Below are 15285 nucleotides of genomic sequence, written 5' to 3' on the forward strand. Positions count from 1 at the left end.
CGGCGGTCCTCAGAAGCGGTGCGTTCCCGTCACCGCAAAGGTGCGCCGCTGGCCGTAGAAGCAGTCGCCGCGTGCCAGGCACTGCGTGATCTGCACCTTGTCGGTCAGGTTGACCACGTTGAAGGCCAGGCGCCATGGGCCGGCGTCATAGGACACCATGGCATCCAGCAGCGTGGCAGAGGGCGTGTCCACCAGGCTGGTGCCCGTCCACTGCGAACCCGTGTAGCGCACGCCCGCGCCCAGGCTCCAGCCGCCGCGTCCTTCGCTGGCAAAGCGGTGGGTCAGCCAGGCCGATGCCGTGTGGCGCGGCACGCTGGTCACGCGCTGGCCCTGGTCGCCGCCATTGCTGCGCGAGATGACGGCGTCGGTGTACGCATAGGCCAGGGTGGCGTCCCAGTGGCGGGCCAGGCTTGCGGTCAGCTCGGCCTCGAAGCCGTTGACCTTGACCTCGCCGATCTGCAGGCTGTTGAGCGGGTTGGCCGGGTCGGTGGTCTTGCGGTTCTTCTCGCGCAGCGTATAGACCGCGGCAAAGGCCGAGAGGCCCTGGCCCGGCGGCTGCCACTTCACGCCGGCTTCCCATTGCTCGCCGCGCTGCGCCTTGTAGGGCGTGCCGTAGACGTTCACGCCGCCCAGCGGCTGGAAGGACTCGGAGTAACCCAGGTAGGGCGCCCAGCCACCGTCCATCTGGTAGGTGGCGCCTGCGCGCTTGGTCCAGGCCTTCTCGTCCACGGCGGAGGCGGGCCGGCCTTCGGTATCGGTCTGGGCGCTGTCGTGGCGCAGGCCCAGGGTGGCGGTCCAGCGGCCCCACTTGATCTGGTCCTGGGCGTAGAAGCCCAATTGCTTTTGCGACACGCCCGGCTGGCGCACCAGCTGCGAGGCCGTGGGCGGCGTGAAATTTCCGTAGACGGGGTTGTATACGTCAAACGGCGCGGTCAGGCCGCGCCAGGTGGACTGGCTGGTGCTGTTGCGCTGCGCATCCATGCCGGCCAGCACGGTGTGCTCGGCCGTGCCCCAGCGCAGCCGGCCTTCGAGCTGCGTGTCGATCACCAGCATGCGCCCGCCGTTGACCTGCCAGGAGGCATCGCGGTAGACGCTGCGGTTGTCGGGGTTGAAGACCGGGCGCGCAGGGCGGCCCTGGCCGGGGATGGCGGTGAAGCTGGTGTAGATGGAGCGGTAGTCCACGTCGCTGATGGTGCGCCGCAGGTTCTGGCGCACGGTCCAGTCCGCGTTCAGGCGGTGGCTGAACAGGTAGCCCCAGGATTTGTTCTCTGTGTCGAACGAGTCCCAGCCGGGCTCGCCGATGAAGGTGCTGGTGGGAATCTGGCCGTAGGGGCTGGGCAGGCGCGTGCCCTGCCAGGGGAAGAAGCCGATCAGCGAGCCGCTCTTGTCCTTCTGGTAGAGCGCCTGCAGCGTGAGCGAGGTATCAGCGCTGGGCCGCCAGGTCAGGCTGGGCGCGATGACCAGGCGGTCGTCGTTCACATGGTCCACCTGGGTGCCGCTTTCCCGGCCCACGGCCACCAGGCGGTACAGCCACTGGCCGTCTTCGGTGACGGCTCCGGTCAGGTCGGTGGCGATCTGCTTGCGCCCGTAGCTGCCCATCTGCACCTGCACCTCGCGCAGCGCCTCGGCCTGCGGGCGCTTGCTGGTCAGATTGAGCACGCCGCCCACGCTGCCCTGGCCGTAGAGCACGGAAGAGGGGCCGCGCAGGAACTCCACGCGTTCCAGCGTGTAGGGGTCGGGGCGGCTGGTGTTGTAGGTGCCGTAGGTGCGCAGCAGCCCGTCCTGGTACTGGCTCACGCTGCCGCCGCGTGCCGAGAAACTGTCCACGCGGCTGTCAAAGTAGTTGGACACCACGCCCGCGCTGTAGGCGGTGGTCTGGCGCAGCGTCTGCACGCCCTGCGCCTCGAACTGGTCGCGCGTGACCACGCTGATGGCCTGGGGCGTCTCTATCAGCGGCGTGTCGGTCTTGGTGGCCGAGATGGCGCGCTTTGCGGTGAAGCCCACCACGGCTCCGGTGGGATTTTCCTTCTCGGTGCCTGCGTTCACGGTGACCGGGGCGAGCGTGGCCTCGGGAACATTTTCAGGCTGGGCCTGCGCGTGGGCTGCGCCGCACAGGGCAAGCAGGGCGGCATGCGCAACTGCCGTGCGCGAGAGTCTTTGGATAAGCATGGTCAATGGTCGAGAGCTGGGAAACCTGTGCCGTGGGGCGTGCTCTGGGTGCGTCGGCGCTGCTGCCGGCCTGGGGCCAGCGGCGCAGCCTGTCATGGCGGGTGCGGATTCTAGAATGACAATGAGAATGATTGCTTTTTCTTTTTATTTGTATGTAGCATGCAACGCATTGGTATCCTTTTGATAGCAACAAAGCATGTCTTGAAGAGATCTGTGAGTCGATGTGCAGGGCGGTGCGATACGCGTGCGGTCTTGCTTGCGGGAAGTCCGCGCAGCGTGTTAGCCCCTTTCACGCCGGGGCGCCAACGGCCCCGGTCGCCTCAGGCCAGGGCGGCCTGCGAGGGGTTGCTTCGGTGTGAAACGGCCTCGGGCCACAGCCGCCCGGCCGCCGATTGCAATGCTTCCACCAGCTGCCGCGTATCCGCCTTGCCCGTGGCGTGCAGCGCTTCGGTCACGATCAGCGCGTTGACTGTGGATTCGCGCACTGCCGAGTGGCCGCTTTGGCGGTTGCACCAGCGCCGGGCGTGGGCGCGGCCAGCGGTGTCGGCGAAGATGATTTCGCCGGGCTCGGGATATTCGATCTCGCCCGAGAAGGTCTCGTAGACCTCGCTGCCGGTTGCGGGGCGCACCTGCAGGCAGCCGCTGATGCGGTCCAGGTCGAAGACGGCCACGGGAATGGCAAAGGCCACCGAGGCCGCATTGCACAGGTCCACCAGCGGATGCAGGCCCGGCAGATCTCCTTCCTTGCGCAAGCGGCGCAGCAGGGCCTCGGCGGCGCAGCGGTATTGCGTGGGCTTGAGGCCCATCCTGGCAAAGCCGCGCCGCCAGGCCTGAATGGATGGCATCTCGCTTTCCGGGGTGCAGGCCAGGTTCTGCCTGGCCTGTGCCATGAAGGGGGCGATCACGGCGTGTACGGGCACGTCGGGCGACAGGCCGCGCAGCAGCAAGGTCTGCGAGGCCAGTTCAGGAAAGTCGCGGGGGATGGAGGGTGAGTAGGAGAACTGCAAGATCAGGCCTTGTGAGTGGAGAGGGGAGGTGATCTCCATCCTCGCCAGGCCGGTTTGCGTGGTCTTGAAGGAAATTGCAGCGCGTCACGCAGCGCAGGCCTTGGCTGCCCTGGCGTAGAAGCCGGGCGCCATGCCGAAGCTGCGCACGAACAGGCGCGTCATATGGCTCTGGTCGGCAAAGCCGCTGTGCGCGGCGGCCTCGGCCAGCGGCATGCCGCTGGCGATGAGCCTGCGCGCCTGGTGCAGGCGCCGCTGCAGCAGATAGGCATGGGGCGTCATTCCCGTGGCGCGCGCAAAGGCACGCAGGAACTGGTAGCGGCTCAGGCCCGCCTCGTGGGCCAGGGCGCCCAGGGTCAGCGGCGCACCGGGATCGTCGTCCATCCGGGCGCGGGCCAGTGTGATGGGGGCCGGTGCGCGGGGCGCCGGGGCAGGGGGCTGCAGCATGCCGCCCAGCAGCTGCAGCAGGGCTTCGTCCAGGTCCAGGGCGTCCGTTGCCTCGCCGCTGCCGGTCATCCTGCGGTACAGAGCCTGAAAACACGCGGCCAGGCGCGGGTCGCGCACGGCGGGCTGGCGGAACTCGAAGCTGGTCGCCGGCCCTGCGCCATCCATGTCCGCCATGAGCCGGGCCACGACCGAGGGCTCCAGGTAAAGCATGCGCCAGGCGCGACCGCCATCGCCCAGGGGCATGCCGTCATGCAACTCGCCGGGGTTGACCATGATGAGGTCGCCAGCCCCGGCCTCGTACAGACCTCGCCCGCTGGCGGATTTCTGCGCGCCACGCTCGATCAGGCCGATCCCGTACTGCTCGTGGGCGTGCCGCCCAAAGTGCCTCGCCGTGTCGGCGGCCACGGCCTCCACGCCTGCGGTGCGGCAGCGCAGCCAGCTGAAATGCCCATCCGTGGTCGATACCATGCCGCAGCCTTTCCTACCCACCCTGGCGCGCCAGCGTGATCGCCAGGCCGGCCAGCCCCGCGCCGACCACCACGGGGATCACGCCCACCTTCCAGCGCAGCAGCGCGGCCGCCGCAGCCAGGCCCAGCAGTGCGGACGGCCAGTCGAAGGGACCCGCCCAGCCCTGGGGCCACAGCACGTGCCAGGCAAAGAACACGGCCAGGTTGGCGATGACGCCCACCACGGCGGCCGTGATGCCTGTCAGCGGCGCGGTGAAGCCCAGCCTGCCATGGGTGGACTCGATGAAGGGGCCGCCCAGCAGGATGAAGGCGAAGGACGGCAAAAAGGTGAAAAAGGTCACGACCAGGGCGGCGGCGGCGCCGGCCGGCAGCAGCGCATCGGGGCCGAACACCTGCGTGCTCCAGCCGCCCAGGAAGCCCACGAAGGACACCACCATGATCAGCGGCCCCGGCGTGGTCTCGCCCAGGGCCAGCCCGTCCATCATCTGCGTGGCCGTGAGCCAGTGGTAGTGGTCCACGGCGCCCTGGTAGAGGTAGGGCAGCACGGCGTAGGCGCCGCCAAAGGTCAGCAGCGCCGCCTTGGTGAAGAACCAGCCCATCTGGGTGAGTGCGCCCTGCCAGCCGAAGGCGGCGGCCAGCAGGCCCAGTGCCAGCGCCCACAGCCCCAGGCTGGCCGCCAGCACCTGGCTGAAAAAGCGCCAGCGGAACCGTGCATGGGCCGGTGTGGGCGTGTCATCGTCGATGACGGCCGGGCCGTGGCTGCCACCGCGCGGGCCGTGCCCGCCCGCAGGGGAGAAGTGGCGCGGCGCCAGCCTGCCCCCCAGGTAGCCCAGTGCGCCGGCCGCCAGCACGATCAGCGGAAACGGCAGCTTCAGCGCGAAGATGGCCACGAAGGCCGCCGCGGCAATGCCCCACAGCCAGCCGTTGCGCAGAGTGCGCGAGCCCACGCGCCAGGCCGCCTGCACCACCAGCGCCGTCACGGCCGGCTTGATGCCATAGAAGATGCCGGCAACGGCCGGCACATGGCCGAAGGCCACATAGATCCAGGACAGGGCGATGAGCAGCAGCAGCGAAGGCAGCACGAACAGCCCGCCGGCCACGATGCCGCCCCAGGTGCGGTGCAGCAGCCATCCGATGTAGGTGGCCAGCTGCTGCGCCTCGGGGCCGGGCAGCAGCATGCAGTAGTTGAGCGCATGCAGGAAGCGCCCCTCCGAGATCCAGCGCCGCCGCTCCACCAGGTCCTCATGCATGATGGCGATCTGCCCGGCCGGCCCGCCAAAGCTGATGCAGCCCAGCTTCAGCCAGTAGCGCAGGGCTTCGGCGCGGGTGGGCGGGAGGGGTGCAGCGGGTGCATCAAGCGAACTGGGAGGCATGCCGCAAATGTCTCATACGGCAGCCGCCGCCGACGCCTGCCGGCACCCGCTCCGCACCTGTGCTGCGCAGACGCTACATCTGCCGGGCGGCCTGCTTGACCAGCACCGGTTCGGCGCGGTAGCTGCCCGGGAACAGCTGCTTGAGCTGCTCCACCTTGGGCAGGTCGTTGATGACGATGTAGGGATGGCGCGGGTTCTCGGTCATGAAGTCCTGGTGGTAGTTCTCGGCCGGGAAGAAGCTGGGCTTGTCCTCCAGCCGGGTCACGATGGGCTTGCCGAAGACCTTGGCCGCGTCCAGCTGGGCCACGTAGGCCTGGGCGGTCTTGAGCTGGGCGGCGTCGGTGGCGAAGATGGCCGAGCGGTACTGCGTGCCCGTGTCCGGCCCCTGGCGGTTGAGCTGGGTCGGGTCATGGGCCACGGAAAAGTAGATCTGCAGCAGCTGCCCGTAGCTGACCTGGGCCGGGTCATAGGTGACCTCGACCGACTCCGCATGCCCGGTGCGTCCGCTGCTCACCGCCGAATACGAGGCCTGGGCCGCCGTGCCGCCGCTGTAGCCCGAGACGGCGCGCTGCACGCCCTTGACATGCTGGAACACGCCTTGCACGCCCCAGAAGCAGCCGCCCGCAAAGATGGCTTTCTGCGGCCCCTGGCCCGTGGCGGGCGCATCCTGCGCGGGTGGTGGAATGCGCACGGCCTGCTCGGCCGCCTGCAGGTTGCTGCCCTGCCACAGCAGGGCGCCGCCCAGCAGCACGGCGCTGCCGGTCAGCAGTTGGAGAAGGCCGCGGCGGCGGGGTGCGGTGGCGAGGGTGGAATCGTTGGTCATGGTGTCTCTCCGGTGAAAGTGAAGTGGCCAGGGATCAGCCAAAGGTGAAGGCATAGGCGGAGATGCCGGGATCCAGGAATTCGATGCTGAAGGTGCGTTCGGCTGCGCCGCCGTCCTGGCGCACCAGCTGGTACAGGCGCTGCTCGGTCACGCTGCCGCTGCCGTCGGCGGCCACGTCCATGCCGCGCGAGGCGCCGGGCGCCTTGCCGTCGATCAGCACCTTGAAGCGCACGGGCTTGCCATCGCTGCCGGGGCCCAGCACCAGGTGCAGGTCGCGTGCCTGGAAGCGGTAGGTGATGCGGCCGGTGGCGCCGTCCAGCGTGGCGCTTTCCGGGCCCACCGTCCATTGGCCGCTCAGGCCCCAGGCGTTCAGCGGCAGGCGCTCGGGCGTGGCATAGGCGGTGGCCTGGTTGTGCACGGCGGCAGGCGTGGCGGCAAATTGCTCGGCGCGCTCATAGCCCAGGTAGGTCTCGTGCGAGCGCACGGCTGCCATGTCGGCGGGCTGCTGCACGCCCTTGGCCTGCACGTCGATCAGGCCCTGGTCCACCTGCTTCGATCCGGCTTCCTGCAGCAGTTGCTGGATCACGCGCTCGGACTCGGCATAGCCGCCTTCGCCAAAGTGGTGGTGCCGGATGCGGCCCTGGGCATCGATGAAGTAGTGCGCCGGCCAGTACTGGTTGTTGAAGGCGCGCCAGATCTTGTAGCCGTTGTCCACGGCCACGGGGTAGCTGATGCCCAGGTCCTTGATGGCCTTTTCCACGTTGGACAGCTTGCGCTCGAAGGCGAACTCCGGCGCATGCACGCCCACCACCACCAGGCCCTGGTCGCGGTATTTCTCGGCCCAGGCCTTCACATAGGGCAGGGTGCGCAGGCAGTTGATGCAGGAATAGGTCCAGAAATCCACCAGCACCACCTTGCCGCGCAGTTGTTCGGCCGTCAGCGGGGTGGAGTTGAGCCAGTCGGTGGCGCCGTCCAGCGCAGGGGCCAGGCCTTCGTCGGGCAGGGCGGCGCGGGACGGGCCGCCGGCCAAGCGCATGGCGCCGCCTGCGGCCATCATGGCCGGGCCGGTACCGGAGCCCTGGCCCGAGCCTTGGCCCGAACCCTCACCTCTGTCCACGGCGGCCATCATGGCGGGACCGGCCTGCATGGCCATGGCGCCACCCTCGGGCCTGCCGCTCAGGCGGTCCACCAGCCTTTGCTCCAGGCCGCCGGTGGAGGCCGTGGACACTTGCGCCAGCACGCCCGTGTCCAGCCCCAGCGCAATCGCGCCCACACCGGCCAGCATGGCTGCGCCCAGCCCGCGCCGTACCCATTCGCCCGCGCCCAGCATGCGCTTGAGCGCCACAAACACCTTGCCGCCCAGCAGCAGGGCCGCCGCCATGGAGGTGGCCGCACCGGCCGCATAGGCCAGCAGCAGCAGGCTGGAGGTGGTGTTGGCGCCCTGCAGTGCGGCGCCCGTGAGGATCAGGCCCAGGATGGGGCCCGCGCAGGGCGCCCACAGCAGGCCCGTGGCCACGCCCAGCAGCAGCGAGGCGCCGGGGCGGGCGCCGCCTTCCGTGCCCTGGGCACGCTCGGAAAGGCGCGAGCCCGCCGCCACCAGCGGCCGCGTCAGCCGCTCGGACAGGCCGGGCCACAGCAGGGTCAGCGCAAACACGGCGACCAGGCCCAGGGCCAGCCAGCGGCCGTATTCATTGGCGGCCACCACCCAGCCGCCGCCCACGGCGGCCAGCGAGGCTACCAGGGCGAAGGTCAGCGCCATGCCCGCCAGCAGCGGCAGGCCGCTTTTGGCGAAGGGCTGGTCGGCGCGTGCAAAGACAAAGGGCAGCACCGGCAGGATGCAGGGGCTGACGATGGTCAGCACCCCGCCCAGATAGGCCAGGACGATCAGCAGCATGGCGTGGCTCCCGGGTTCAGGCAGGCTGGGGCGTGAACGTCAGCGACAGCCCGTTCATGCAGTAGCGCAGGCCCGTGGGCTTGGGGCCGTCGTCGAAGACATGGCCCAGGTGGCCGCCGCAGCGGCGGCAATGCACCTCGGTGCGCAGCATGCCGTAGGTGCGGTCCTGGCGCGTGGCCACGGCCTTGTCCAGCGGCTGCCAGAAGCTGGGCCAGCCGGTGCCGCTGTCGAACTTGGTCTTGGACGAGAACAGCGGCAGCGCGCAGCCCGCGCAGGCAAAGGTGCCGGCGCGGTGCTCCTTGTTCAGGGGGCTGGTGCCGGCGCGCTCCGTGCCTTCCTTGCGCAGGATCTGGTACTGCTCGGGCGTGAGCCGGGCACGCCACTCGGCGTCGCTGTAGCTCACCTCGAAGATTTCGCTGGAGGCGGCGGCCGGTGCGCTGCGCGGGAACAGGCTGGCCGCCAGCACGGCGGTGGTGCCGGCGCCTGCAGTCCACAGAAGATGGCGTCTGGTGGTCATGGTGTGCTCCTGAAGGTTGCGTGCGTCTGAAACGATGCGATGCCAGTCAGGTTAGGGCGGCGGCCTCCCGAAGTCTTCACGCAGAGTTCAAAGATTCGTGATAACTCCCGGCCCCGGTATTGCGCACAATGGCAGCCACTCCCGCCACTTCCAGGAAACCGCATCCGATGACCGCCACGCGCCGCGTACTTCTCGTCGAGGACGACGCCCATATCGCCGACCTGCTCACGCTGCACCTGCGCGACGAAGGCCTGGAAGTCATGCACTGCGCGCGTGGCGACGACGGCCTGCGCCAACTGGAGCGCGGCGGCTGGGACGCGCTGGTGCTGGACATCATGCTGCCCGGCGTGGACGGCCTGGAGATCTGCCGCCGCGCCCGCGCCATGGCGCGCTACACGCCCATCATCATCATCAGCGCGCGCTCCAGCGAGGTGCAGCGCATCCTGGGCCTGGAGATCGGCGCCGACGACTACCTTGCCAAGCCGTTTTCCGTGCTGGAGCTGGTGGCGCGCGTCAAGGCGCTGCTGCGCCGCGTGGAGGCGCTGGCCCAGAATGCGCGGCTGGAGTCCGGCAGCCTGACCATCGCCGGCCTGGCCATGGACCCCGTGGCGCGCGATGCCCGGCTTCATGGTGCCCGGCTGGACCTGACCCCGCGCGAGTTCGACCTGCTGTACTTCTTTGCGCGCCAGCCCGGCAAGGTGTTCTCGCGCATGGACCTGCTCAACGCCGTCTGGGGCTACCAGCACGAAGGCTACGAGCACACCGTCAACACCCACATCAACCGCCTGCGCGCCAAGATCGAGGCCGACCCGGCCCAGCCCGCGCGCATCCTCACCGTCTGGGGGCGCGGCTACAAGTTCGCCGAGGCGGGGGAGGGCGCATGACCATGAAGCTGCGCCTGACACTGACCCAGCGCCTGTCCCTGGTCTTTGCCGTGCTGCTGCTGGTGTGCAGCGGCACCTCGGCCTGGATGCAGCTGCGCGCCAGCCGCATGCACGAGCTGGAAGTGGTGCAGGGCCTGTCGCGCGACGTGGCCGAAAGCATTGCGCGCGACGCCCAGCTGACCGACGCCAACGGCCTCATGCCCGGCGCCGTGCGCAGCTTCTTCAACCAGCTCATGCTGGTCAACCCCAGCGTGGAGGTCTACCTGCTGGACGCCGACGGCCGCATTGCCGGCCATGCCGCCCCGACGGCCGCGTGCGCCGCGAGCGCGTGGACCTGGCGCCCGTGCACCGGCTGCTGGAAGGCGGCACGCTGCCCATCCTGGGCGACGACCCGCGCAGCGTCGAAGGCCGCAAGGTCTTCAGCGCGGCGCCGCTGCGCGTCAACGGCAAGGACGTGGGCTTCATCTACGTGGTGCTGCAGGGCGAGGCGCATGACCAGCTGGTGGCGCAGGGCTCCGCCAACTCGGTGCTCAGCACGGCGCTGTGGTCCATCGGCATGGTGGCGCTGCTGTGCCTGGTGGCGGGCCTGGTGGCCTTTGCGCTGATCACGCGGCCGCTGCGCCGGCTCACCGAAGAGGTGGCCGGCTTCGACATCCATGGCGCCCCCCGGACATGCCGGCCCCCCAGCCCGGCGCCGCACAGGACAGCCGTGACGAGATCGCCGTGCTGGACTCGGCCTACCGCCGCATGGTAGCGCGCATCGGCGAGCAGTGGCGGGCGCTCACGCGCCAGGACCAGGAGCGGCGCGAACTCATCGCCAATGTCTCGCACGACCTGCGCACGCCGCTGTCGTCCCTGCACGGCTACCTGGAAACGCTGCTGCTCAAGGACGCCGTGCTCGACGCCACCGAGCGCCGCCGCTACCTGGGCATTGCCCTGGCCCAGAGCCAGAAGGTGGGCGAGCTGGCGCAAAGCCTGTTCGAGCTGGCGCGCCTGGAATACGGCTTTGTCCAGCCCGAGCCGGAGCCGTTTTCCATGCCCGACCTGGTGCAGGACGTGTTCCAGAAATTCGAGCTGCGTGCCGAGGCGCGCCAGGTGGCGCTGCGGGCTGACTTCCCGCCCCGCCTGCCCGTCGTCCAGGCCGACCTGGGCATGATCGAGCGCGTGCTGGGCAACCTGCTGGACAACGCGCTGCGCCACACGCCCGGCGGTGGCAGCATCCAGGTGGCGCTGGCGGCAGCGGGCAACGCGGTCGAAGTCACCGTGGCCGACACCGGCCCCGGCATCTCGGCCGATCTGCGCGAAGGCCTGTTCGAGCGCCCCTTCACCGTGGGCGGCGCCCGCCGCGGCGGCGGCCTGGGCCTGCGCATCGTCCACCGCATGCTGGAGCTGCACGGCTGCCGCATCGAACTGGTGGACCAGCCGGGGCAGGGGGCGAGCTTCCGGTTCGTGCTGCCTGCGGCCGCGCAGGCAACGGGCGCCGGCGCCCGGCCGCGCCAGGGCTGACGCGGATCGTGGGTTACCCTTGTGCACAGCGCGCCCTCGACGGCGCGGCATGCACAAGATCGTCAACACGCCCCCAAGGACCCACGCCATGTCAACGTCTGCCTCCCCGGTTCATCGCCTGCCCGCATGGGTGCCGCTGCGCTACACCACGTTCTGCCTGAGCCTGGTCGGCAGCGCGGGGCTGCTGGTGGCGGCGCTGGTGTGGGGAGGGCTGTGGTGGTGGCTGGGCTTTGGCGTGTGCGCCGCGCTGGCGCTGCTGGGCGTGCGCGACATGACCCAGGTGCGCCATTCGGTGCTGCGCAACTACCCCATCATCGGCCACCTGCGGTTCCTGCTGGAGTTCATCCGGCCCGAGATGCGGCAGTACTTCATCGAGTCCGACCATGAGGCGCTGCCGTTCTCGCGCGCCCAGCGCTCCCTGGTCTACCAGCGCGCCAAGGGCGACCCGGACAGCCGCCCGCTGGGCACGCAGCTCAATGTCACGGCCCAGGGCTATGAATGGGTGAACCATTCCATGCAGCCCACCAAGCTGGCCTCGCATGACTTCCGCATCACCATCGGCTGCGCCGATGAAGGCGCCTCGCCCTGCACCCAGCCCTACAGTGCCAGCATCTTCAATATCTCGGCCATGAGCTTTGGCGCGCTGTCGGCCAATGCCATCCTGGCGCTGAACAAGGGCGCGAAGATGGGCGGCTTTGCGCACGACACGGGCGAGGGCTCCATCAGCCAGCACCACCGCGTGCACGGCGGCGACCTGATCTGGGAGGTGGCCTCGGGCTACTTCGGCTGCCGCAACGACGATGGCAGCTTCAACGAAGAAAAATTCATCGCCAACGCTACCGACCCGCAGGTCAAGCTCATCGAGATCAAGCTCAGCCAGGGCGCCAAGCCCGGCCACGGCGGCATGCTGCTGGGCGCCAAGGTCACCCCTGAGATCGCCGCCGCGCGCGGCGTGCCCGTGGGCGTGGACTGCATCAGCCCGTCCAGCCACAGCGCCTTCAAGACACCGGTGGAGATGATGCATTTCATCGCCCGCCTGCGCGAGAAGTCGGGCGGCAAGCCCACGGGCTTCAAGTTCTGCGTGGGCCATCCCTGGGAGTGGTTCGCCATCGTCAAGGCCATGCAGGAGACGGACATCACGCCGGACTTCATCGTGGTCGATGGTGCCGAGGGCGGCACGGGCGCGGCGCCGGTGGAGTTCACCGACCACGTGGGCGTGCCGCTGCAGGAAGGGCTGCTGCTGGTGCACAACACGCTGATCGGCGTGGGCCTGCGCCACCGCATCAAGATCGGCGCGGCCGGCAAGGTGATCACGGCCTTCGACATCGCGCGCATGATGGCGCTGGGCGCCGACTGGTGCAATGCCGGGCGCGGCTTCATGATGGCCCTGGGCTGCATCCAGGCGCAGAACTGCCATACCGGCCACTGCCCCACGGGCGTGGCCACACAGGACGCGGCGCGACAGAAGGCCCTGGTGGTGCCCGACAAGGCCACGCGCGTGGCCAACTTCCACGACAAGACCCTGCATGCGCTGCAGGAGCTGGTGCAGGCTGCGGGCCTGGAGCACCCTTGCGACATCACGGCCCACCACATCGTGCGGCGCATCTCCGACACCGAGGTGCGGCAGCTGGCCAACCTGGTCCTGCGCGTGGAGCCCGGCGCGCTGCTGGGGCCGCTGGACAAGCAGCACAGCGTGTTCAAGCTCTACTGGCCGGGCGCCAGCGCCCACACCTTCCAGTTCGCGCCGCCCACGCTCAAGCCTTCTGCGCCGCAGGCCAAGGCGCAGGCGGCAGGCCAGGCTGCCTAGAGACGCCACGCACAGAAGACAGGCGCCACAGACCACAGCCGATTACAGGTTTTAACAACCCTCGGGGATAATGCGCCCCGAGAACTTGGTGCACAACTGTATTTTTCTGTGTAAATGAAAACTATTTTGGTTCGCATTGCAGCTGCCATCTTCGGCGGCTATGCCTTCACCTGGGGCTTCATCGCCCTGGGCGTCGTGCTGATGTTTGCCGCCGGAATGGAGTTCCACGATGCCGAGCATCTGGGCTACATCCTCGGCTTCCTGGTGTTTCTGACGGTGTTCCTCTGGGCCTTTGCGGCGCAGAGCCTCCCGCGCGTCTGGGCCGTGCTGGCCGGTGGCGGCATTGTCATGACCGGCTGCGCATCGCTGCTCCAGCAGATGCTGCTGCCCTGATCCGGAGATTGCTTCCCATGTTCCAGAATTTCCGCCTTTCCATGGCCTGGCTGCACACCTGGTTCGGGCTGGTGCTCGGCTTCGTGCTCATGGCCGCGTTCTTCTTTGGCGCGCTGTCGGTGTTCGACCGCGAGATCGACCGCTGGGCCATTCCGGCCTCGCGCTTCGAGCCCACGCCCATGCCCTCGTACGACCAGATCCTCAAGCCGGTCTTCGAGTCCATGCAGCCCAACGCCCAGGCGCGCGAGGCCATGCGCGGCGAGGTCAACGGCCCGCTGCCCGAGCGCTTCGATACGCCCCAGCGCTGGGGCGCCTACACCACGCACCGCGACCCGGTGCTGGGCCTGTTCGCCGGCTACGAGGTGGCCAACGCCAAGAAGCCCGAGACCCTGATCTGGGCCATGCGCACCATCGACCCGCGCAATGGCGAGTCCCTGCCGGACGACCACCTCAAGATCGGCAGCCAGTTCTTCTACCCGCTGCACTACAGCCTGACGCTCAACTGGATGGGCCTGGGCTACTGGATCGTGGGCTTTGCCGCACTCATCATGCTGGTGGCCCTGGTCAGCGGCGTGGTCATGCACCGCAAGATCTTCCGCGAGCTGTTCACCTTCCGTCCGAAGAAGGCCACCCAGCGCAGCGTGCTGGACCTGCACAACATGACGGGCGTGGTGGCGCTGCCCTTCCACTTCTTCTTCGCCTTCACGGGGCTGGTGATCTTTGCGGGCATCTACTTCCCCATCACCCACACCCAGCTGGAGCCGCTGCACGAGCTGCACGAAAAAATGGAGGCCGAGGAAACCGGCCTGCCGCATGACCGCGCCGGCGTGGCCGCGCCCGTGGCCTCGGTGGACGCCATGGTGGCCGAGGCGCAGCGCCGCTGGGCCGCCAAGGGCATGGCCGGCGACGTGGGCTTCCTGTCCGTCACCCATGTGGGCGATGCCAATGGCTACGTCAGCGTCTACCGCGCAGGCACCGACCGCATCGCGCTCACGGGCGAGGGCATCCACTTCAAGGCCAGCACGGGCGCGCTGTTGCGGGAAGACCCGCCGCGCACGGCCGTGGACAGCCTCAACACCTTCCTCACCGGCCTGCACCTGCAGCACTTCCGCCACTGGCTGCTGCGCTGGCTGTACGTGCTCGGTGGCCTGGCCGGCTGCGCCTGCATTGCCACCGGCTTTGTCTTCTTCGTGGAAAAGCGCAAGAAGCAGCACGCCAAGCAGGGCGTGCAGGGCGCGCGCGTGGTCGATGCCCTGGCCGTCACCACCGTCACCGGCATGCTGGTGGCCGCCCTGGGCATGCTGATTTCCAACCGCCTGCTGCCCGAGGCCATGCCCCAGGGCTGGCCGGGCCGGGGCGACATGGAGCGCTATTTCTTCTGGGCCGCCTGGCTGCTGGCCATGGCGCATGCCTTTGTGCGCAGCGCCCCCGTGGCCCGGGGCCTGCCCAATCCCGCCTGGCGCGAGCAGTGCTGGGCCGTGGCCGCCATGGCCGTCACGGCCGTGCTGCTGAACTGGCTGACCACGGGCGACCACCTGTTCAAGACCCTGGGCGAGGGCTACTGGCCGGTGGCTGGCGTGGACCTGTTCATGCTGGCCAGCGCCGTGCTGGCCGTGGTGGTGGCGCGCAAGCTCAAGACGCGCGCCGTGCCCGCCATGCCCTCGCGCGCCGCGGAGGTGGCCCATGTCTGAGGGACTGATGGACGCACTGCTGCTGGCCGCCGCCTTTGCCGCCTCGCTGGCCGGCATGGGCTGGTTTGCGCTGGCCAAGGACGTGCACTGGGAGCAGGTGCACGGCGACATGCCCCAGCCCGATGGCAAGGTCAGGCTGCTGCGCTGGCTGGGCGCTGCGGGGCTGGCCGCCTCGCTGGGACTGTGCCTGGCGGTGGACCATGCCTCCATGGCCTCCCTGGTCTGGATCATGACGCTGGCCGCTGCCGCCCTGGCCATTGCCTTCACCCTGACCTGGCGGCCGAGCTGGCTGCGCTGGCTGCCGGCCTGA

General features: G+C 69.2%; 12 protein-coding genes and 1 pseudogene. 6 read left to right on the top strand and 7 right to left on the bottom strand.

The window, feature by feature from the left end; genetic code table 11:
- Nucleotides 1–9: 9 nt before the first annotated feature.
- From CLV01_RS14430 to msrB, 7 genes are all read right to left on the bottom strand, one after another.
- Nucleotides 10–2169: a TonB-dependent siderophore receptor gene (locus tag CLV01_RS14430; RefSeq protein WP_099735150.1), complete on the bottom strand. Its 2160-nt coding sequence runs from the start codon at nucleotides 2167–2169 to the stop codon at nucleotides 10–12.
- A gap of 320 nt (nucleotides 2170–2489) precedes the next feature.
- Nucleotides 2490–3176 (bottom strand): B3/B4 domain-containing protein, encoded by a 687-nt coding sequence (locus CLV01_RS14435; protein ID WP_099735149.1) that lies wholly within the window; start codon nucleotides 3174–3176, stop codon nucleotides 2490–2492.
- A gap of 84 nt (nucleotides 3177–3260) precedes the next feature.
- On the bottom strand, nucleotides 3261–4088 hold the full coding sequence (locus CLV01_RS14440; RefSeq protein ID WP_099734008.1) for an AraC family transcriptional regulator: 828 nt from the start codon (nucleotides 4086–4088) through the stop codon (nucleotides 3261–3263).
- A 13-nt stretch (nucleotides 4089–4101) separates the two neighbouring features.
- Nucleotides 4102–5460 carry a chromate efflux transporter gene (gene chrA, locus CLV01_RS14445; protein WP_099734007.1) on the bottom strand — a complete coding sequence of 453 codons (1359 nt, stop codon included), beginning with the start codon at nucleotides 5458–5460 and terminating at the stop codon, nucleotides 4102–4104.
- Between the two features lie 73 nt (nucleotides 5461–5533).
- Nucleotides 5534–6283, bottom strand: a complete 750-nt coding sequence (gene msrA / locus CLV01_RS14450; RefSeq protein WP_034392299.1) for a peptide-methionine (S)-S-oxide reductase MsrA — start codon at nucleotides 6281–6283, stop codon at nucleotides 5534–5536.
- 34 nt (nucleotides 6284–6317) lie between these two features.
- On the bottom strand, nucleotides 6318–8177 hold the full coding sequence (locus CLV01_RS14455) for a cytochrome c biogenesis protein DipZ (protein ID WP_099734006.1): 1860 nt from the start codon (nucleotides 8175–8177) through the stop codon (nucleotides 6318–6320).
- Between the two features lie 16 nt (nucleotides 8178–8193).
- Nucleotides 8194–8694: a peptide-methionine (R)-S-oxide reductase MsrB gene (gene msrB, locus CLV01_RS14460; RefSeq protein ID WP_012204914.1), complete on the bottom strand. Its 501-nt coding sequence runs from the start codon at nucleotides 8692–8694 to the stop codon at nucleotides 8194–8196.
- 167 nt (nucleotides 8695–8861) lie between these two features.
- Here msrB and CLV01_RS14465 point away from each other — a divergent pair, with 167 nt between their 5' ends.
- The 6 genes and pseudogenes from CLV01_RS14465 to CLV01_RS14490 all read left to right on the top strand — a co-directional run bounded on the left by CLV01_RS14465 (nucleotide 8862) and on the right by CLV01_RS14490 (nucleotide 15285).
- On the top strand, nucleotides 8862–9578 hold the full coding sequence (locus CLV01_RS14465; protein WP_012204915.1) for a response regulator transcription factor: 717 nt from the start codon (nucleotides 8862–8864) through the stop codon (nucleotides 9576–9578).
- Nucleotides 9579–9580: 2 nt separating this feature from the next.
- Nucleotides 9581–11084, top strand: a pseudogene (locus CLV01_RS14470) (sensor histidine kinase).
- A gap of 88 nt (nucleotides 11085–11172) precedes the next feature.
- Nucleotides 11173–12891 carry an FMN-binding glutamate synthase family protein gene (locus CLV01_RS14475; protein ID WP_099735148.1) on the top strand — a complete coding sequence of 573 codons (1719 nt, stop codon included), beginning with the start codon at nucleotides 11173–11175 and terminating at the stop codon, nucleotides 12889–12891.
- A gap of 114 nt (nucleotides 12892–13005) precedes the next feature.
- Nucleotides 13006–13284, top strand: coding sequence for a hypothetical protein (locus CLV01_RS14480; protein WP_063326477.1), 279 nt, complete (start codon nucleotides 13006–13008; stop codon nucleotides 13282–13284).
- A gap of 17 nt (nucleotides 13285–13301) precedes the next feature.
- Entirely contained in the window at nucleotides 13302–14975 is a 1674-nt protein-coding gene (locus CLV01_RS14485) for a PepSY-associated TM helix domain-containing protein (RefSeq protein ID WP_099734004.1), read from the top strand.
- Complete coding sequence (locus CLV01_RS14490) at nucleotides 14968–15285, top strand: DUF3325 domain-containing protein (RefSeq protein ID WP_034364405.1); 318 nt, start codon at nucleotides 14968–14970, stop codon at nucleotides 15283–15285. Before CLV01_RS14485 ends, CLV01_RS14490 begins: the two co-directional genes overlap by 8 nt.

It is taken from the genome of Delftia sp. 60 (genome assembly GCF_002754395.1).
In the GTDB taxonomy this organism is placed as follows: Bacteria; Pseudomonadota; Gammaproteobacteria; order Burkholderiales; family Burkholderiaceae_C; genus Comamonas; species Comamonas acidovorans.